This window comes from Methanosarcina acetivorans C2A (assembly GCF_000007345.1).
GTDB classification, from domain to species: domain Archaea; phylum Halobacteriota; class Methanosarcinia; order Methanosarcinales; family Methanosarcinaceae; genus Methanosarcina; species Methanosarcina acetivorans.
This window is the reverse complement of sequence record NC_003552.1, coordinates 4,360,875-4,380,234: the sequence shown is the minus strand read 5'-3', so window position 1 is coordinate 4,380,234 and position 19,360 is coordinate 4,360,875. Positions and strand designations below refer to the sequence as shown.

Annotated in this window: 17 protein-coding genes and 2 pseudogenes; 3 read left to right on the top strand and 16 right to left on the bottom strand. The window is 41.4% G+C overall.

What is annotated here, in order from left to right:
* Positions 1–199 precede the first annotated feature (199 nt).
* Entirely contained in the window at positions 200–3,382 is a 3,183-nt protein-coding gene (locus MA_RS18500) for a chemotaxis protein CheB (protein ID WP_011023457.1), read from the top strand.
* Between the two features lie 217 nt (positions 3,383–3,599).
* Here the strand turns inward: MA_RS18500 and MA_RS18495 are convergent, their stop codons facing one another.
* The 4 genes from MA_RS18495 to MA_RS18485 form a co-directional block, all read right to left on the bottom strand.
* Complete coding sequence (locus MA_RS18495; RefSeq protein WP_011023456.1) at positions 3,600–4,565, bottom strand: GNAT family N-acetyltransferase; 966 nt, start codon at positions 4,563–4,565, stop codon at positions 3,600–3,602.
* A 188-nt stretch (positions 4,566–4,753) separates the two neighbouring features.
* Positions 4,754–5,023 carry a hypothetical protein gene (locus MA_RS18490; protein WP_011023455.1) on the bottom strand — a complete coding sequence of 90 codons (270 nt, stop codon included), beginning with the start codon at positions 5,021–5,023 and terminating at the stop codon, positions 4,754–4,756.
* Positions 5,020–5,157: a hypothetical protein gene (locus MA_RS27440; protein ID WP_157860319.1), complete on the bottom strand. Its 138-nt coding sequence runs from the start codon at positions 5,155–5,157 to the stop codon at positions 5,020–5,022. Before MA_RS27440 ends, MA_RS18490 begins: the two co-directional genes overlap by 4 nt.
* Before the next feature lie 182 nt (positions 5,158–5,339).
* Complete coding sequence (locus MA_RS18485) at positions 5,340–5,837, bottom strand: transglutaminase-like domain-containing protein (RefSeq protein WP_226990895.1); 498 nt, start codon at positions 5,835–5,837, stop codon at positions 5,340–5,342.
* Positions 5,838–6,202: 365 nt separating this feature from the next.
* Between MA_RS18485 and MA_RS18480 the strand changes: the two genes are divergently transcribed.
* Positions 6,203–6,727 carry a hypothetical protein gene (locus tag MA_RS18480; protein ID WP_048065743.1) on the top strand — a complete coding sequence of 175 codons (525 nt, stop codon included), beginning with the start codon at positions 6,203–6,205 and terminating at the stop codon, positions 6,725–6,727.
* A gap of 79 nt (positions 6,728–6,806) precedes the next feature.
* Here MA_RS18480 and MA_RS18475 read toward each other — a convergent pair whose 3' ends face one another.
* The 12 genes and pseudogenes from MA_RS18475 to MA_RS18425 form a co-directional block, all read right to left on the bottom strand.
* Positions 6,807–7,157, bottom strand: coding sequence for a cupin domain-containing protein (locus MA_RS18475; protein ID WP_011023452.1), 351 nt, complete (start codon positions 7,155–7,157; stop codon positions 6,807–6,809).
* A gap of 267 nt (positions 7,158–7,424) precedes the next feature.
* Positions 7,425–7,830, bottom strand: a pseudogene (locus tag MA_RS18470) (DUF1699 family protein).
* A 210-nt stretch (positions 7,831–8,040) separates the two neighbouring features.
* Positions 8,041–8,196, bottom strand: a complete 156-nt coding sequence (locus tag MA_RS28095) for a hypothetical protein (RefSeq protein ID WP_162829683.1) — start codon at positions 8,194–8,196, stop codon at positions 8,041–8,043.
* A gap of 950 nt (positions 8,197–9,146) precedes the next feature.
* Positions 9,147–9,671 (bottom strand): GrpB family protein, encoded by a 525-nt coding sequence (locus tag MA_RS18465; RefSeq protein ID WP_048065742.1) that lies wholly within the window; start codon positions 9,669–9,671, stop codon positions 9,147–9,149.
* Between the two features lie 89 nt (positions 9,672–9,760).
* Positions 9,761–10,486 (bottom strand): class I SAM-dependent methyltransferase, encoded by a 726-nt coding sequence (locus MA_RS18460; protein WP_011023449.1) that lies wholly within the window; start codon positions 10,484–10,486, stop codon positions 9,761–9,763.
* Positions 10,487–10,642: 156 nt separating this feature from the next.
* Complete coding sequence (locus MA_RS18455; protein ID WP_011023448.1) at positions 10,643–10,984, bottom strand: DUF3795 domain-containing protein; 342 nt, start codon at positions 10,982–10,984, stop codon at positions 10,643–10,645.
* Between the two features lie 58 nt (positions 10,985–11,042).
* Positions 11,043–11,864, bottom strand: coding sequence for a PhzF family phenazine biosynthesis protein (locus MA_RS18450; RefSeq protein WP_248698055.1), 822 nt, complete (start codon positions 11,862–11,864; stop codon positions 11,043–11,045).
* Positions 11,865–11,940: 76 nt separating this feature from the next.
* On the bottom strand, positions 11,941–12,138 hold the full coding sequence (locus tag MA_RS28945) for a hypothetical protein (RefSeq protein ID WP_226990653.1): 198 nt from the start codon (positions 12,136–12,138) through the stop codon (positions 11,941–11,943).
* A gap of 18 nt (positions 12,139–12,156) precedes the next feature.
* Positions 12,157–12,624: an SAM-dependent methyltransferase gene (locus tag MA_RS18445; protein ID WP_226990652.1), complete on the bottom strand. Its 468-nt coding sequence runs from the start codon at positions 12,622–12,624 to the stop codon at positions 12,157–12,159.
* Positions 12,625–13,229: 605 nt separating this feature from the next.
* Positions 13,230–14,687: pseudogene (locus MA_RS18440) on the bottom strand (IS66-like element ISMac8 family transposase).
* Positions 14,688–15,043: 356 nt separating this feature from the next.
* Positions 15,044–15,298: a PRC-barrel domain-containing protein gene (locus tag MA_RS18430; protein ID WP_011023444.1), complete on the bottom strand. Its 255-nt coding sequence runs from the start codon at positions 15,296–15,298 to the stop codon at positions 15,044–15,046.
* 176 nt (positions 15,299–15,474) lie between these two features.
* Positions 15,475–17,835, bottom strand: coding sequence for a CDC48 family AAA ATPase (locus tag MA_RS18425; protein ID WP_011023443.1), 2,361 nt, complete (start codon positions 17,833–17,835; stop codon positions 15,475–15,477).
* Positions 17,836–18,491: 656 nt separating this feature from the next.
* Between MA_RS18425 and MA_RS18420 the strand changes: the two genes are divergently transcribed.
* The gene (locus MA_RS18420; protein WP_281085412.1) at positions 18,492–19,307 is read left to right on the top strand and encodes an NAD+ synthase; all 816 of its coding nucleotides are present in this window, start codon (positions 18,492–18,494) and stop codon (positions 19,305–19,307) included.
* Positions 19,308–19,360 lie beyond the last annotated feature (53 nt).

Sequence of the window (19,360 nt, the reverse complement as noted above, 5' to 3'; positions counted from 1 at the left end):
GGGCAGGATCAGCATGCCAGAAAAGAAAGGGATATAGCCTTGTAGAGAGAACAGTTATTCCATATATAATTACCATTTTTTCTCATAACTTTGCACAACACATATTATTCAGAACGGGATTTTCGAGCTTTCCATCATTGGGTGCACATATAAAGGAGCATTAAAATATTCAGATCAAGGCAGGAAGGGAAGGGGCTATATGATTATAGATAAAACCACGAGCAAAAAAGCACAAATAACAAAAGGGAAGAAGGTACCAAAAGGGGAACAGATACCAACAGGAAAACAGATACCAACAGGAAAACAGGTACCAACAGGAAAACAGGTACCAACAGGAAAACAGATACCAAAAGGGAAGCAGGTAGCAAAAGAAGAGCAGATACATGTTACAGAAGCAATGTCTATCTCTGAGCCTCCTGCTCCGGGGGAGGGTATACATGAATTCACAACGGATGAATTTCCCATAGTAGGCATCGGTGCATCAGCTGGTGGACTGGTTGCTTTCGAAGCCTTCTTCTCAGCTATCCCCGACAGCCTGGGGCCAGGCATCGCCTTTGTTGTGGTGCAACATCTGGATCCAAAGCACAAAAGTATACTCACAGACCTGATAAGTCACTATACAAATATGCCTGTTTACGAAGTCACTAACGGGATGGACGTTGAGCCTAACTGTGTCTATGTTATCCCGCCTAACCGGGACATGCTTTATAAAGAGGGAGCATTGAACTTGCTAGAACCGGCCGAGCCACGCGGTCATCGCATGCCGATTGATCTTTTTTTCCGTTCCCTGGCCGAGGAAAAGAAAGAAAGGGCTATCGGCATTGTACTCTCGGGTACAGGTAGTGACGGTACACTGGGAGTACGGGCAATTAAGGCTGAAGGCGGCATGGTGATGGCACAAAGTCCCGAATCAAGCGAGTATGACAGCATGCCACGCAACGTAATCGACACCGGTCTGGTTGACTACATCCTGCCGCCGCAAGAAATGCCGTACCATCTCGTTGCCTATGTCACTCAAGCTTTTGAAAAAGTATCCTCTCCAGTTTTCAGGGCCGAAGACGCGATGAAAAAGATATTCAATCTGGTGTTCACCCATACTGGTCACGACTTTTCCCATTATAAAAGGGGCACAATCAGCCGACGCGTCGAACGGCGTATGGTAGTCCACAATATCGGGAACATAGAAGAATATGTGAATTATTTAGAGCAAAACTCCCTCGAGGTGGAAGCGCTCTTTCGAGACTTTCTAATCAACGTCACCAGTTTCTTCCGTAATCCAGATGCGTTTGATGTACTTAAGGAAAAAATCATCCCGAACCTCTTTATCGACAAACTTGTAGACGAATCGATACGTATCTGGGTGCCTGGCTGTTCCACAGGCGAGGAAGCTTACTCAATCGGTATCCTGATCCAGGAACATATGGATCTGTTGAAACAACCTTTCAAAGTACAAATTTTCGCAACAGATATTGACGCACATGCCATCGAACAGGCCCGCATCGGCGCCTATCCTGCCAGTATCTCTGTCGATGTCTCAAAGGAGCGGTTGGGGCGCTTCTTCACCCAGGGTCCGGACGGCAGTTACCGCGTCCAAAAAGTTATCCGTGATATGGTAATCTTTTCCGATCACGATCTTATTAAGGATCCGCCATTCTCCAAACTCGACCTGGTCAGTTGCCGGAATGTGCTGATCTATATGGACGGGGAGTTGCAGAAGAGACTGATTCCCATCTTCCACTACGCGTTGAATCCTGGCAAGTTTCTCTTCCTTGGTACCTCCGAAAACGTATACGGGTTCACGAACCTTTTTGACACGCTGGACCGCAAGGCAAAACTGTATAAAAGCAGAAAGAGTGGTGAAGATGAGCAATACCATGCGATAGCAAAATTTGTACCGCCACAACTGGAACTCAGGGAAACTCAAAAACCATCCGAAGAGGTTCCCATCGGTGAATCTAAATTGCGCGAACTGAGCGAACAGATGTTGCTTCAGCTTTACGCACCTGCCAGCGTACTCGTTAACGAAAAAGGCGAGATTCTTTATATACATGGACGTACCGGCATGTACCTGGAACTGGCTCCGGGTGGGGCCGGCATGAACATCCTGAAGATGGCGCGCGAGGGATTGCGTCAGAAGTTGATTAAGGTCTTTCACAAAGCGGCAGTCGATAAAAAACCATTATTCTACCCCGGACTGCAAGTCAAAACCAATGGCGACTTTGTTATCGTAAATTTAACAATCGTACCTGTGAATGCAAGCCCCCGCAAAGTCAGTGGGCCAAATCTGTTCCTGGTCACCTTTGAGGAATCTCCAGAATCAGAGCAAAATAAAACCGAAGAGGCAGTTGCCAGATGTGCCAGAGAAGGAACCGATGAGGGCAAAATGGGAATCGATATGCGTATCCTGACACTGAGGCGAGAACTGGAGCTCAAGGAAGAAGATCTCAAAGCCTCCAATGAAGAACTGGAGGCTTCCAATGAAGAACTCAAATCTTCCAACGAAGAAATGCAGTCAATCAACGAGGAACTGCAGTCCACCAATGAGGAGCTGGAAACCTCCAAGGAAGAATTACAGTCGACCAATGAAGAACTGGTCACGGTCAATGCTGAACTGCAAAATAAGGTGACCGAACTGTCTCAAGCTAATGACGATATGAATAATCTACTGGCTGGCACGGGTATAGGCACAATTTTTGTGGACCATCAACTGCGCATTATGCGTTTCACTCCTGAAGTCACACGAATTATTAACCTGATCCCTACTGACGTAGGACGATCTATTGGAGACATCGTCTCAAACCTGTTGGGATATGACAGCCTGATAGAGGACATACGTGAGGTGCTAAACGAGCTGGTGCCCAAAAACATTGAAGTCCAGGCCCATGACGGCATATGGTACCTGATGCGCATCCGGCCCTATCGCACACTTGAAAACATTATTAGGGGAGCAGTAATTACTTTTACCGAGATTACCGAGTTGAAGCGGGCGAAGGAGCTACTGAAGGAATCCGAAGCCCGCCTGGATATGGTTGTTCGCTACTCGAATGATGCTATAACATTACAGGATCTGGAGGGTCGGATCCTGGCCTGGAATCCAAGTGCTGAGAAGATGTACGGCTGGAATGAAGCCGAGGCCCTGAATATGAATATTGGCTCCATGATCCCGGAAAATCGGAAAGAAGAAGAGTTGAACACAGTAAAGAGGCTTGGCCGGGCTGAAGCTCTAAAACCTTATCGAACCCAGCGACTCAGCAAGGACGGCCGGATCGTAGATATATGGCTGACCGCCTCCCCATTGTTGAATAACTTCGGGGAGATATTTGCTATTGCAACCATAGAGAGGGAGATTGAGTCAGAAAAATCCGGGAATAAAAAATCATAAAAAAAAGAAACCTGTTCAGACCGGCGTCTCTCTTTTTTCCGGTTTTTTTTAAATTGTTTATTATCCAGTTCTTCACTTCTGCGTAAACCTCTTCGGATACTTCACTTAAGTCGCGCCCGGTTTTTAGATCGTATATCTTGATTTTCTTAGGAACAAGGGTAGCTGAATAATTAGCCTGTGTTTAGAATTAATTAACTTATTTTTAGAGTTGATTAACTCATGTTGAAATTCTCTCATCAATCCGTCTGACCATGCTATACGCATACGGAACAAAATGCTTATTCCAGAATCTGCTTCCCGTAATATTTATGGATTCAAAATCCACTCCGCAAAGAGTATAACCGTTTTGTAAAAGCCATTCCTGTATTGCTCCCAATAACATAGTTCCTATACCTTTTTTTCTTTCACTTTCCAGAACATATGCACCGGTTATGTTCATAACATTCCTGTGGTCCGAAACAAAAGTTTCAGCGTCTGGTTGAATTTTCATATATCCCAGCGGTTTTCCATCCTGATAAGCAGCCCATAAATGACGATTTCCTTCTTTAAGCCAAGCGGTTAAATCCTGGACCGGATCTTCATCTCTTCTAGGCATGAAAACAGGTGAGTTTCCATAATACATGTTATGCTGTCTATGAATATCTGCTAAAGCGGGAATATCAGGCACGTTGACTTTTCCAATTATAATATCAGAAGGATTATTTACAGAAATCTGTTTTGATTCGCAAATAGAGTCTACACAGCGCAGACCGAAACCCTGCCAAAACCATAAATCAGTAGTTTTCGTGTCATGTGCGAAAAATGTTAACGCGTGAGTAAAGCAGGCATTTCTTACCCATATTTCAGCTACGTGCGTATATAACTCCTGGTACAATACACTTCTATATTCATTTTTCCCGCCGTGCCCGTATAGAGGACTGTAAATACCTTTACATTTCCCAAATAGTTCTTTAACCTCAAATCCGGCGATAAACCCGATTAATTCTTCTCCTCTTATAGCAGCAATGCCTGTTCCGTTGTCAAATAAGTTCTTAATTAACTTCCTGAGATAGTATAAGTGGTCTTTTTCATAAGGTAAAAATGGAATCGCCGTCTTTTCTTCAATGTATGCAGACATAATTAAATCAGCGGCTGCATCCACATATTTTTCATTTAGTTGGTCAAATTGAATTTCAAGTTTCATACTTCATCTTTATTATTTTTCTTATTAAAAATTAGATCTCGACCTGCCGAAAACAAGTTAGATTCTCTTAAATCTGATTCAAACGATTTTTTTAATAAGTAGGTATTATTATCAAATAACATGCATTATTATCAAATAGTATTTGGAAACCTGGAAACTTTGTGGAAAATAGTAGAACTCAAATTATATTATTGTTTATCATATGCTTCCTTCAATATTTTATCAACGATAAGTTCTAAATCTTTTAAATACCTGGGCATTTTCATTGCTAGAGCTTTTAGAAAGAGAAGTTTTTCTAGAGATATTACAGCGTATTCTTTTTCTTCTATCGCATTTTCCTTTAAATAATTATAATCAAATGTACATATCTGGTTCCATATTTCAAATTCAAACTCGCATATTCCAATGTCACCATGTAAGTTTTTTATATTGCTAGGATACTTCTGAGCCAGTCTCAAATGGTCTTCTCTGATATCACAAAATCAATATCTGGGCCTGATTTCCGAAGCCCGTAATATTCCATCGCCTTTCCTCCTATTAATAAAGGCTTATGTAAAAACTTATAATCAAGCTTGCCTAAATCAATATACATCTCCTGATCCCCTAACGAAATAAAAAATGTTAATCCAGAATGGCATCTATTTTTTATGTTTTCTTTAAAATCTTGCTGTTATCCGGCTCACGGATAGCCACTGAACCGGGCATGGAAGGAATACTCCCAGCCGAAGTTACATTGAACGACCGGACGGCGTTTCCCTGACCCGGAATTACCTCTTAATCGCGAAACAAGTCTCTCAACCCGAGGTCCCACTGCTCCCATAATTCTCTCAGATCTTTACTATTCTTTAATATTTCAACAACGGTTTGATTGGGCCCCGTGAAGATTACGAGATGGTCTTCTTCTCCAAGCTCTTTATTTACGGGCTTGGAAATCTTTTCTTCGTATATGGAAAACTGAGCATCACGGCCTGGCTTGTTACCTCTTGCATCCAGTCTTATCCATTTATCCAGATCTTTTAAATATACGGCGTTTAAGCCGTGCAAGAATTTTATGTTAACATCACGACTTGAAGAGAGTTTCTGATAACAGAACCCAGCCGGTACCCCGAAATATCTCAGCATGGCTGCAAGCAGGTGAGATTTAGCACAGCAGATCCCATGCCCAAATTCAAGAACTTCCGATGCCTTACAGGTGACCTCCCGTGCGCCTATATCCCCTGAATGATCGATATCATCCCGGACAAACTCATAAATTTTCTTAATCAAGCCGATTTCGTCTTTTTCTTCTATCTCTCCAATATCTTTCTCTAGTTCACGACACTTGTCAACAATCAGCTTATGATCATAGTTTATGACTTCACTTTTTTTAAGGTAGTCCTAAATATTGTTGCTTTGAGTGTGCATCTTACTCACCTTACTCGCCTGTCGGTAAATACTACAAAATCTTTTACGAATTAAAAATGATGTGGAATTACGTTTTTATTGATCTTTTATTGATCTATATATAAAACATACAACATTGGGAGTATAAGACATGTAATAATGAAATCATAAAACATACAATATTGGGACTATAAAACATGCAATATTGAGATCTTTCTAAAATTGGAAAGAGAATAGTGGTGTGGAGATATAGTATGGTAGAGGACGAAAATCAGGCCATGCAAAGAAGTATTGAAAAAGATCTATTCGAGGAGCAAAATAAAATTCTGGATAGATTTTTTTCGTTAATAACCTTAACATTTACAGTATTTGGTTTCTCTATCGCAGCTCTTAGTTTTGTTTATGGCAGAGGAATTTCTAGCTACCAGGAAGCTCTTCGTTCTTATCATATCGCTTTTGCTCTTTTTTGTTTATTCATAGCTTTTTTTATCTCAATTGGTAACGTGCTGGCAATTTTTCACCACAGAAAGCTAGTAAGAAGAGGCGACAAGGTAGGATATAGAGAGGGTAATGAACTGATAAGTAATAACTTGAAAATATATCTCGATATTTCAAGGCGAAAAAACTACTATGTAATTGCAGTTACTTTAATCGGACTTGGACTCACATCCTTCGTTAATCACTTTTCACAGCATCGTGGCTTAGCTGCCGTGCTTACTATAGGATTTGTTGTGATTGTTTTGATGCTAATGCGAAATTTTCGCAGGTATCTTTCCTAATTTATAGTAAAGGCTGCTCGATGTAACATAAAAGAAGGTGGTTCACAGGATCCTCTATACCCCACATTTCTAAAATACCTTATTCTTCACTTCTACAAATCCTTTTTCCCCCGAACGCATGAATAGTTCTCGTTCCGGCAATACATCTCCCCCACTGTTCTGTTCCCTTTGGGATGAATAATTCGTCTCCGGGATTAAGAACAAACTCCTCATCATTCAATACTGCTGTATATTGTCCACTAATGCATACCATGTACTCATCAAATTCATGAATATGTTTCCTGGAAGCTCTATCAGAGTAACAGGTCCAGAACGCCATCTGGCTGCCGTCTGTACCTTCGTAAAAGTAGCCATCAATATCTTCAGTATTTTGCTCTTTACTACTGATATGATTACTTTTGTTTTTCATAAATTCCGGAAAATCCTTCATGCCTGAAGCCTTCTTTTATATCAAACTTGATTAAGAGAATAGAATAAACGAATTATTAAAAATAGAGAATATGAAGTTACCGGATGAGAGATATTGAATTTTTCCCTTATAGGAGTAATTAAGCTGAAGATTATAAGCTGGGGATTAAGTTTCGAAAGATTCAGTATCTTCTTACGTGTTAATCCCCAGCAAATTCTTAAAGGTTGTACTTTATCCGGTTTGGATATATATGGGAGTTTCTTTGATTTATATGGGAATTTCTTTGATTTATACGGGAGTTTCCCTGGTCAGGATATAAGCGACCATTCCACGGTTCAGCTTGCCCTCCTTTGAAACCTTCTTTTCAATCTCCTCAGCTGCTTTACCTTCTATTTTCATATCCTTAATCTTTTCAATCACTGAGGATGGGATTGCGAAGTATTCGCATATATCTTTCCTGTGACCCACATATCCCCTTATACAAGCTGAATTCTCTGAATCTGAAGAAACATTCTATGGACCTTGAGACCGTAGCCATATAGGATTTAGGTACCTGAATTACCTCAATCTTCGGGAATGTTTCTATCAATCCAGAGATGTCCTTGTTTGAAGGCCTGAAAGCTAGGTGAACAAGGCGCTCATCTGCATTCAGTGTAAAGATTTCTTCTCTTGGACTAACTACTCTAATTTGTATGTTCCCCCACTGTAAAGCTATTTTTTGATTTAAACGGGTTTTATTAAGTTATTTTGGCATGAAAGTACTTTCAATTACTTTCATTTTTTCTGCCTGTTATTCGAAGAATATCATGTGTGTTTTTGATTTAATTTGGTTTCATTTTTCAATTGCTTTAGGTTTGAGGGAAATAGTAAAGAAATTATACTGTTTTCTGTGAAACGGAATAATTCATACAGACATGAATGAGGAAGTTTTTTCCCTCTTCACTTTTCCCTGAGCAGCTAAAAGGCATTTAATTGTACAGTAAATTGCCTTTTCCTCCACTTTTTTCTGGACTATAAACTCATTCCCACAAATTGGACATGTTTTTGTTACATATTCCATAAAACTTCACCCACTTATTTTTCAATTAATTTTTACTGTATTCATTCAAGGTTTGTACCTGAGCTGATCCCAAAACTCGAAATTACTGCTCCATATCTTTTGTAAGTAACTGATCGAGCTTTTGGATTTTGGACTCCGATCGTTAATTTTACACACGACTGAATTCCAAACTTTACAATTCCCAAACATCAATATAAGTTATATCACCAAAGTCTCTAACAATCAACACTTTAATCAATTATACCAAAAGATGATTTGGGATAAGCTCCCTGAATTGCCTTAATTTTCGGGCAGGTTTCTACCAGTCCAAAAATATCCCTGTTTGGAGGCATGAAGCCAGGCGAACAGAGCGTCCATTCAGATTTTATGTACCGATTTTTTCCTTGAAACTAACCGTTCTTATTCAGGTGTCAGTTTCACGTTTTCCTTCCCCACTGTTAAGTTTTTTTAATTATACGTACCACTAACTACATATACTTGTTATATAAAGTTATCTTATTAAACTAATATTATTTATGTAGTATTCAGGGAACCTTTGTTATATCTGAGTTACTAAATTGGTATAAAAAAGCCAGAAAGGGTGTAAAAAAGGGTTTTTGCAAATTATATTTTTATTTTTCTTTTAATTTTACCCTATATCATGCTATAATTTTTTTCAAAAACAGATTAAATTCTTTTAATCGGTAGTTGTAGTGTCCGCAAAAATCATCAAAATAATATTTATGCTGAGGCGCTCCCGAAACTCGAAATTTTTCCTCCGAATCTCGTATTTCGAATGGTCAATTAAGTTTCGGATCACAAAATCAATCCTGAAAAATTCTAATGATAAGAGATTAGATTGGCTTTGGGGCAAGCTCTATATGAAACATCAATTCCCTGAACCTTTGTGGTGAGGGCCCCAATTTCTATCTTAATTCCTGCCTTTTATAATACCCGAAAGCCAACAAAAATTATTCTTTGTTTACGTTTTTAAGAATGTTTTGTAAGAATTCATGTTTTCCATCCATATAACCTATAATATCGGTTCTAAACTGTTCGGCTAGCTTTGTTTTGAGTTCTCCGTAAGCTTTCACAGCTTCCGGATGATTCCTTAAATAATCACGAAAAGCGATATGTTCAAGATAACCTTTACCATCCTTTGGACATACGTACAGGTGGTAAGGCATAAAATCGTCTATGAAGGTTCTCTTAAAAGATTCTCTGCCTTCAATACCTAAATTTCCTTTATGTTCAAACCCAATTTCTGAAAGCCTGTCTTTCACAGCCGGGAAAATATCGTAAGAATCAATGACTACATCAATATCAATAATAGGTTTTGAAGCAAGACCTTCAACCGCTGTGCTTCCGACATGCTCGACACCAGTTATAAAGTCGCCAGTGCAGTCAACAATCATTGCTTTTATTTTCAAAAATTCGGTTTTCCACTCAGGATCGTATGGTACAACCCTTACAATGCCTTTCATTTTCACATCCATACTTATTCTCCTGAATACAAAACAATAATACTTCAAAGCCCGAAACCTTGCTTGAAAGCCGTTGTTATACGAATACCGGAGTATTTTTCTTAAATTGACTTTGCTTTGATTACTACAAATGACGGAATTCTATAATGATACTCCTGTTCCGGATATAATTCTGTTAACTCTCTTGGAGGAACCGGTTCTCTAAATGAACTTATATACATCCCGGCTTTTTCAATCGCATCCATATATCTTGATAAAGGTCTGTGATAGTGTAAGGTTTTACCCCAAAAATTCAATTCTTCTACTCTTTCATCCAGATAGTTTCCAATTTTTTTATACATTTTTATGTTGTTTTCATCTTCCTCCCAGTTACCTGAAAAGAAGCAAGGATGTGTTATCGAGAAAATAAAATTGCCAGGCTTTTTCAATACCCGTGCTACTTCATGAATAAATGAATCGATCTCAGGAATATCCATCAGCAGCATATTCGCCACAACAATATCGAATAATTCATTTTCAAAAGTTAACTTTCTGGTCAAATCCATTTTATGATATTGAAGATTACTATGGAAGTGCTTGCGCTTTGCTATATTTAACATCACGTCAGAATTGTCGACAGAGGTAACTATTGCTCCCTTTTGTGCAAGTTCGAACGAAAAAAAGCCGTCCCCGCATCCTGCATCAAGGACATGTTTTCCGGCTACATCGCCTAATAATTCCTTGACGGTAGCCAGATATATCTGGGCATGAAAATTTTTTCCCTGATGGTTTTCCGCACTATAGCTTTCAGCAACAATATCCCAGTGATTTATACTATCCGTCCTCATAAATCAGCAGATTCCTTTCAAATACGATTCATCTCACCAACCCGAAAACACTCCAAAACCCTTGCCATCCACGTGTATAGCTGAAAGGGGTGTTATTATGAGACTCTCAACCCCCGGGCTCAGAGTCGGGCGTTGGTCGGTTCGTTCTCATAAATATCATTTACATTTGCCGTAAGCACCTTTCCAGCTGTCAGCTATCTGGAGGAAACTGGCATATCCGTTATCCCTGATGTATTCAAGAGCCTGTTTGTATTTTTTATATTTGTACCCATTTTTGCTGTAGAAGTCACTGATAACCGGACATGAAAGGAAGTCAGGACAATCTGCACAGGTATTATAGTTCTTTTTAATGCAGCATACTTTCATTTTGCATCGGGCTTTGTTTATGTCTCTTTCACCATTTATATAGCCAAATTTGCAGCCTTTACAGGTTCCTGCTCTCAATTCCTTACATGTCCCGCAATATGCCCCACAACAGCCAATCGCTTCAACAGTCATAAATCCCGCCGCCTCTAAACTTGCTACCAGTGCCTGGAGAGTGAATCTATTATTGTTTTTATTGGATCAATTTGCCGCTTCCTCTTATTTTTAAATTAATAATTCTCCTTCCAGCACTGTCACTGCCTTCCCTGAAATTAAAATCCGTTTCCCGGTAACTTTTACTTTCAGGACGCCGCCGCGTTCCGAAGCCTGGTAGGCAACGAATTCGTCCTTGTTCAACTTTTTTTTGCCAGTAAGGTCCCAGACAGCAGTGAGCTGACCCTGTGACCGGGTCTTCCCATACTCCGATTTCCGGTGCGAAAAATCTCGATACGAAATCGTATTCTCCGGCGTTGGATTTCGCTGTAACGATTACTCCCCTTGCCGGGACTTCTAGCAGTTTCGGGAAATCCGGCTTCATTGTTCTTACTGTTTCTTCGGATTCAACTTCTACCAGGTAATCAAATATGTTCTTCCCGACATAGCTCGCTTCCACGCCCAGGGCTTCCAGTAGCTCTGCCGGGAGTTCTGTTTTTTCTTCAGGTAATGCCGGGAAATTTAATTCGATCCAACCGTCATTTATTTTCGCCGTCAGTAATCCGCTTTTTGTGCTGTATTTTGCCTCCAGGTCTGTTTCCAGATATCCTTTTTCCCACAGGATATGGGCGCTTGCCAGTGTTGCATGCCCACAGAGGTCAATTTCCGAATCAGGTGTAAACCACCTCAGGTCGTATCCATCATCATTTTTAACAAGAAATGCGGTTTCGGACAGGTTCATCTCGCTGGCTATATTTTGCATCAATTTCTCGTCCAGCTTCTCACTCAGGACACATACTCCTGCCGGGTTTCCTGAAAACGGTTTCTCTGTAAATGCGTCTACCTGATAGATTTTCATCATTAATCCTCCGCATTCGTTACAATTTGCCACCTGCGTTTCAATTTAAGAGGTATTTTCACAGTCTTGTGGCTATTATCTAAACCAGGTTGAAGTAATTTCCACCCTCGACTTCCATCATTCCTATATCTCTGCGGGCATAGTCATTATCACAGGAAAGCCATTCCTGCCAGGCTTCTTCCAGACACTTTAATTCCTTACACTCTTTTATGCTGACCGTATCCGATTTTTTCCATAGGTTATACCACCAGTTGTATGAGTGTAGAGTTAAGCTCATATCGTCAAGCCAGTATGGCTATAGTTCTTCCGGAACTCCATTTTCGAATTCCTTTTTCAACCCCGGGACTGCAACTGCTATTTTCCTTCCTCTTTTTACAAGCGGAGCAAGGTGTTTTGTCAAATAATCTTCCTCGACACCAAAATAGTGATAGGCATCTATACTTATGGTGACATCAAAAAATTCTTCTGCAAATAGTAAATCGTGTGCTTCAGCGTGTATTGGTATTATTTTATCCTCAATGCCCATTGATTTGATTCTTTCATAATTCTCCGTCGCACTAATCCATAGGTCAGTAGCAAAAACCGTAGCATCATATTCTTTTGCCAAAAATATTGAAGTTAATCCCTTCCCACAGCCAAGATCCAGTACCCTCATTTCCTTTTCAAGTGTTAGTGATTCTGCCACCTCTTCAATAATTTTCATTGAATTCGGTCCCATCATATTTTCTTTAACAAAAGCAGTATCATACTGACTGGATTTCATAAATATCATCCTGGCCATCTTTCATTTGTGCCTTCTATTATTCCATAGACGTTGGTCTTTAAATTTGCTCTTTTTTCTTCTTTTTTACCCAAATTTGACAGAAGCACACATTTTATAATGTTGAAATGGGCTTCATGCTTCTGTTTTTTTAATACAATTCAAAGTTTTGTCTTGCATCTTATGATTTTTGGACATTTTTTAATTTACTGAGATGTAGTGTGTCAATGCAACGTGTTTTGTGTAAGAAAATACTGTATTAATTAGCAGAATCTATCAAATTAGGGTTTTTACGGAAAAGACCGCTCTCCTGCATCGAGCGGAATAAAAACGACACAATATAGCCAATCAGGTTTTATGGATCTGAAACCTGTATTTTTAGTCTGCTTGAAAGAAGATCACTTCTTAACTCATAAGTTAGTCCTCTTGAGCGAAGCGGAGCGTAGCGAAAAGAACCTCGTGCTGTTGCGATTATATCGCAACTACAAGAAAAATCATAGATTTTTCTGTCCCGAAGCGAAACTCGAGTAGTGAAACATTATTGTTATAAAACCGTAACTATTCAGCCACCGATAAAAAAGTATGTTTTTTGAGCAATGCCGTAATTCTCAGGCTAATAGCGGCGCTCCATTGAGCGCCGCTAGAATAGCATCCATGACATTGAGTTCATTCTTTTTAATTGATGATATGTAAGCCCTAATTCTGCAGAAAGCTACCGCTCCTTCTATACTTCTGAAAGTTCCTGATATTTTCTGTTGTAGCTTCATCATCCTGATATCTCTTTCCGCTTGATTGTTGTCAAACGAAACTCTCAGGTTATTGAGGAATCGCAGAATCTGTTCCTTGTGTAGTATGAACCTATCAAGGAGATTCTTTGCTTTTGTTTGTGCTTTTCTTCCTCTCTTTTTCACCTGTTCTTTTAAGGGATCAGGCGGTGGATTTTCTTCAATTCCTCCCTGCATTATTGCATCGTATATTCCCTCGAGTTCCCTTACTTTTTCTGGATCTATTGGAATTTCCATCTCCCTACATTCATCAGTATACTTTTTCATCTCACTGAGTAGTTCATTTATCTCTTTAGCCCATTGCTGCTCAAAATTCTCTTCAATCCCGGTAAGTTCCCGTTTAAGATGAGCGTTGCACAGAGCATGTTCACATTCATACTTGTTATATGAAGCAAATCCATCATGAACTGCTACCCCATTGTATTGCGGAAGAAATCCCAGAGCATCCATTGCTTCTGTCCCTCTTTTTGGATGTGGGAAATAGTAGGTCCATAAATTGTTTGAGACAACATGAAGCCACCATTTCGTCCCTAAAACTCTCATCCCTGTCTCATCACAATGAGCAGTATGAGACGCTAATAGATGTTTCATAGCAGCTTCTTCAAAAGGTTGCAGGTTCTGAAAACATTCTATTTCCGCCCTTTTTATGGTAGCAGGGCTGATACGTACGCCGTAGAAGTCCTCTACCAAATCACAAATCCTTTCATATGGAATAAATTGATAGTTCCTCAAATACAGAATTGAGGCTAAAAGACGAGGACCATATTGAATAGGGAATTTTATAGACTCTGGAAAAGAACCTTTGTTAACTTTCCCGCAGTGAGGACACTTCTTGATTTCACAACGATGTTCAGTAAATATGATTTGGGCAGGAGGAATTTCAGCTTCTTGCCTACGTTCATAGTCCTGAACTTCAGTATCTTCAAGATGATGACCACAATGATCGCAGTATTCCGGCGAATGGTATTTTATCTAATCAGGGTTTTCAACCAGTTTAAGAGTTTTTCCAGGATGACCTTTTTGACCACCGGCTTTTTTGCCGCTACTCTTACGGAGACTCTTAGGTTTTGGTTTTTCGTTACAAAAAACATCAGTAGAAGGAGGTTTACTGCTATTTTGGCTGTTTTGATTCAAACGAGCCTCTAAAATTCTTACACGTTCTTCAAGTTCAGCAATCTGAGAAGCTTGTTTCTCTATGATATACTCAAGTCTCTGGATTACAGCAATAACTGCTTCAGGACCAGCTTCATAAATTTCAAGGATCTCTTCACGTGTAAGCATGATAACGAAATGAAATAGTATTCAATTTATATCCAATTTTTCCTCGAAACGAGGAAAAATTGCTTTTACGAAGGTATAGATGAATAGTTACATAAAACCTTAAATTAGTCCTCTTGAGCGAAGCGGAGCGTAGCGAAAGGACCTCGTGCTCCCGAAGCGAAACTCGAGTAGTGAAACATTATTGTTATAAAACCTTAAATTAGTCCTCTTGAGCGAAGCGGAGCGTAGCGAAAAGGACCTCGTGCTCCCGAAGCGAAACTCGGGCAGCGAAACTCGGGGCTGAAATGAATACAAAACGAAAATGAAAATAAGATGAAAGGAAAGGAAACTCATTCTTCCCTTTCTTTGTTGCTCAATTATACCCTTGCTTTCATTTTGTCTATTATAATATAGTCTTTGATGGCGCTTACGGAGTCAAAGGGAATCAGGATATAGTTATCCTCTTTTTTGTATCTTGAAACATCAAAGGTGGGATTGGGGCTGACCATAAGGTCAATGATATGTCCTCCTTTGATTTCTACTACAATGTTGCTCAGAGTTCCGATCTCCGTCCCGTCAGTAGCCATCACCTGCTTGTTGAAGAGGAGGTTTCTTGCAAATATTTTAGACATACTTATCTGGTCTCCGTGCTCGGTGTTATGCGGAATTTGGGTAATGCTGGCTTTTGAGGTTAAATACTTTTACTTTTGATATTTTATTCAATTTAAAGCTATATCTTTATAAACTCTTTCCTTTTAAAAGTTACCCATTTGAGTCATACTAATTTAAGCTCTTAACCTTGTGCCATTTACCTGTATCCTACATACCCAGCTGTCTCTGCTGGTCTCTGGCCTCCCTTAAACTGCTCCTCTATCTTCTCATAGAACTGTGCAATGTTTTCGTTAATTGTGGGTTTTACTTTCTTGAGGGCTTCTCTGAAGTGCCTCATCTCAATTGCTTCAACATCGAAGTTCTCTCTGAGGGCAAACATTACAGCCTCTCTGCATACTGCTTCTATGTCAGCACCCACGTATCCTTCAGTTATATTGGCAAGGTTTTCAAGATCTACGTCCTCCGCAAGCGGGGTATTCCTTGTGTGGATCTTAAAGATCTTCATCCTGCCTTTACGGTCAGGTGCACCAACGTAAACCAGCCTGTCAAAACGGCCCGGGCGCATGATTGCGGGGTCAAGCAGGTTAGGACGGTTTGTTGCGGCAATAATTACCACGTCCTTGAGGGTCTCAAGCCCGTCCATTTCGGTCAGCAGCTGGTTGAGCACCCTTTCCGAAGTCCGGCTGTCCGTAGATTCCATGCCCTGCATGGCAGCAATGGAGTCAATCTCATCAAAGAAGACAACACAGGGAGCAACCTGCCTTGCTTTCTTGAAGGTTTCCCTGATTGCTTTTTCCGACTCCCCGAGCCACTTCGAAAACATCTCCGGCCCTTTGACGCTTATGAAATTGGCGTTTGACTCTTTGGCTACAGCCTGGGCTATCAGGGTCTTTCCCGTCCCCGGTGGGCCGTAAAGCAAGATTCCCTTCGGAGCTTTTATGCCCAGTTTGACAAATTTTTCCGGGTTTTTAATAGGCCACTCGACGGCTTCGATGATCGCATTCTTCGCTTCATCCAGGCCTCCCACGCCGTCCCAGCCAACCGAAGGCATCTCAACAAAGATCTCCCTCAGGGCTGAGGGTTCGGCTTCCATCAAAGCATCTTCGAAGTTCTTCTTGGTTACAACAATCTTTTCCAGCCGTTCGGGAGGAATTGTTTCCTTTTCGAGGTCAAGGTCAGGCAGGTTTTCCCTGAGGCAGCGCATTGCGGCTTCCTGCACGAGAGCCAGAAGGTCTGCCCCTACAAAGCCCTGCGTCTTCTCAGCCAGATACATGAGATAGCGGTTTGTCTTCTCTTTTTTTTCTCTCTCCAGGGCAGCTTCATCGACTTCTATTTCAGCTTCGATTTCAGTTGCTTCTTCAAGTTCGACTTCGGACTCTGCTGGTGTGATTTCGTCATCTTTCTCGATTGGCATGCCCCGGGTGTGGATCTGCAGAATCTCGTACCTGTCTTTGGTATCCGGCACTCCGATATGGATTTCCCTGTCAAAACGCCCCGGTCTCCTGAGTGCGGGGTCGATTGCATCCACACGGTTGGTAGCTCCTATAACCACGACCTGCCCCCTTTCCTCCATCCCGTCAAGAAGGGTCAGGAGCTGGGCAACAACACGCCTTTCAACTTCTCCTGTTACGTTTTCCCTTTTGGGGGCAATGGAGTCTATTTCGTCAATGAAAATAACCGAAGGGGCGTCCTGGGTTGCTTCTTCGAAGATCTTCCTCAGCCTTTCCTCGCTTTCCCCGTAGAACTTTCCAACGATTTCGGGCCCTGCAATGTAATGGAAGCTTGCCCCGGATTCATTTGCCACGGCTTTTGCGATAAGGGTCTTTCCGGTTCCGGGTGGGCCGTAGAGGATAACTCCTTTCGGAGGCTCTATATTGAGGTGGGCAAAGAGCTCCGGGTGTTTCATCGGCATCTCTATTATTTCCCGGACACGCATGATCTCCTGGCCAAGCCCTCCGATGTCTTCGTAGGTAGTGACGCCTCTGGTCGCTTTTTCGTAGCCCTGTACCGGCTTTTTCCGGAGCTCAATAATTGTGGCTTCCGTGATAAGGACAATGGTGTTTGCCGGGTCCGTCTCAACAGCAACCAGCGGGATTACCTGGCTTGTTGTCAGGGACTCAGTCATTGGCTGAGACATCGAATTAATAATCGGAATTATGTCCCCCTTGAAAACAGGTCTTTTCAGGATGTGCCGCTTTATGATCTCATTCGCATGCTCTCCAAACTGCAGTTCGGGCCCTCCCTGAGTCATGCTTTCCGGAAGCGCCAGAATGAGCTTTTTTGCTTCCGGGGCTTCGACCTTTTTAATGGTCACCTTCTCCCCGATGGAAACTCCGGCATTCTGCCGGATAAAATTATCAATTCGCACTATTCCCTGTTCCCAATCCTGCCGGTCTGCTCTCCATACCTTTGCTGTGGTCTTTTTCTTCCCCCTAATCTCTACAATGTCGCCGGGAGAGAGCTGAAGTTTCAGTAGCGCTGCAGGGTCAAGCCGGATAATTCCTCTTCCAAGGTCGATAGGGTATGCCTTTTCAACCTTCAACTGTATTTCTTCCATGGATCATCCCGAAAATAGTTGTCTTTTTGATTATAATTTTATCTGGTAACGAAGTAAAATGAAAGGATACTGGATTTTCCCGAATTTTCCGGATCGTGTAATTCTGGAATATGCATTCTATTAGGTGCTCTTTTTATTTTAATGCCTTTCATCCGGGAAAATTTGTCCCGTATGCGCTTTTCTCTGGGCCATTCCGGGTATTGAATCCGTATCCGAAAGTCCTCAGCATGGCGATGTCCAGATATTTTTGTTTTTTACACTCCTGGAATATGCATTTTCGCCAACTTAAGACACTTTTGGCATCTCGATACCGGGATACTCAGGTAATGGGTAGTTACTGAGTATTTTTAATATTCAGGTATTTATATTATTATGCCCGGAAGGTGAGTCTCCTATATCTCCTATTTATTAAATAAGTTTACCCTTATCCCATTTTCGCTGGTAGATTAATATATTTACAGCTTCTGTGTATAAAACTGTTTAATACAACCTGAATCAGCCTTTAAGATGTGTATGATTGGTTTTCATATGGCTGGATTATTTATACGGCTGAATTATTCATATGGCTGGATTATTCACATGGCTAAATTATTCATATAGCTGGATTATTCCGGTCTTCCGATGAACTAGAGTTTAAATTAGGATTTGACTTCGAGATTACCGGATTTCAATTATTAACAAAACTCCAGGAATTTGAGAACATGGACTTTGAAAAAGCACAGAACAGGATTATTGAGTTTATCCGGAATGAGACCGATAAAGCAGGTGTGGACGGGGCAGTTGTAGGCATCAGCGGAGGAATCGACTCTGCCCTAACCGCAACACTTACTGTAGAAGCTCTGGGGAAAGAGAGGGTTCTTGGCCTCCACATGCCCGAAAGCAGCCTGACCCCGGCTGTTGATAGTGAAGATGCGAAAATTCTTGCCGACTGGCTCGGGATTGAGTATCGGACAATTGACATCTCAGGCATTGTCTCGGCTTTCATGGCTTCTATTCCCGAGAGCGAATCTTCGGACCGGCTCACCAGGGGCAACCTGAAGGCAAGAACCCGGATGTCTCTTCTTTATTTCCATGCAAACAGGCTAAACCGCATGGTCGTCGGGACGGGAAACAAAACCGAGATCCTCCTCGGCTATTACACGAAGTATGGGGACGGAGGCGTCGACCTTGAGCCGATAGGCGGGATTTACAAGACCGAGGTCTGGGAACTTTCCCGCAGGCTTGGAATCCCGGATCCCCTTATTACCAAAAAGCCGTCCGCAGGTCTGTGGACAGGGCAGACCGATGAAGCCGAACTTGGGATTTCTTACTTGAAGGTTGATGATGTGCTCAGGATGATTGAAGAAGGAGCAGAACAGGAAAAGATTCTGAAGGATACCGGGATTTCCATTGAGCAGCTCAACTCCGTTACCAGGCGCATTGAGAGAAACGAGCATAAAAGAAAATCTCCGCCCGTGCCGGAACTGTACTGAGTTTTTCGGGTTGGTGGAAAGGCAGGCACGGGTGTAGAGCTTCGGGAATTTAA

Excerpts from the sequence above, each read along its gene's own strand:
- MA_RS18500 (WP_011023457.1), top strand. The coding sequence starts at position 200 with ATGATTATAGATAAAACCACGAGCAAAAAAGCACAAATAACAAAAGGG.
- MA_RS18495 (WP_011023456.1), bottom strand. The coding sequence starts at position 4,565 with ATGAAACTTGAAATTCAATTTGACCAACTAAATGAAAAATATGTGGAT.
- MA_RS27440 (WP_157860319.1), bottom strand. The coding sequence starts at position 5,157 with ATGTATATTGATTTAGGCAAGCTTGATTATAAGTTTTTACATAAGCCT.
- MA_RS18480 (WP_048065743.1), top strand. The coding sequence starts at position 6,203 with ATGGTAGAGGACGAAAATCAGGCCATGCAAAGAAGTATTGAAAAAGAT.
- MA_RS18475 (WP_011023452.1), bottom strand. The coding sequence starts at position 7,157 with ATGAAGGATTTTCCGGAATTTATGAAAAACAAAAGTAATCATATCAGT.
- MA_RS28095 (WP_162829683.1), bottom strand. The coding sequence starts at position 8,196 with ATGGAATATGTAACAAAAACATGTCCAATTTGTGGGAATGAGTTTATA.
- MA_RS18465 (WP_048065742.1), bottom strand. The coding sequence starts at position 9,671 with ATGGATGTGAAAATGAAAGGCATTGTAAGGGTTGTACCATACGATCCT.
- MA_RS18460 (WP_011023449.1), bottom strand. The coding sequence starts at position 10,486 with ATGAGGACGGATAGTATAAATCACTGGGATATTGTTGCTGAAAGCTAT.
- MA_RS18455 (WP_011023448.1), bottom strand. The coding sequence starts at position 10,984 with ATGACTGTTGAAGCGATTGGCTGTTGTGGGGCATATTGCGGGACATGT.
- MA_RS18450 (WP_248698055.1), bottom strand. The coding sequence starts at position 11,864 with ATGATGAAAATCTATCAGGTAGACGCATTTACAGAGAAACCGTTTTCA.
- MA_RS28945 (WP_226990653.1), bottom strand. The coding sequence starts at position 12,138 with ATGAGCTTAACTCTACACTCATACAACTGGTGGTATAACCTATGGAAA.
- MA_RS18445 (WP_226990652.1), bottom strand. The coding sequence starts at position 12,624 with ATGAAATCCAGTCAGTATGATACTGCTTTTGTTAAAGAAAATATGATG.
- MA_RS18430 (WP_011023444.1), bottom strand. The coding sequence starts at position 15,298 with ATGTCTAAAATATTTGCAAGAAACCTCCTCTTCAACAAGCAGGTGATG.
- MA_RS18425 (WP_011023443.1), bottom strand. The coding sequence starts at position 17,835 with ATGGAAGAAATACAGTTGAAGGTTGAAAAGGCATACCCTATCGACCTT.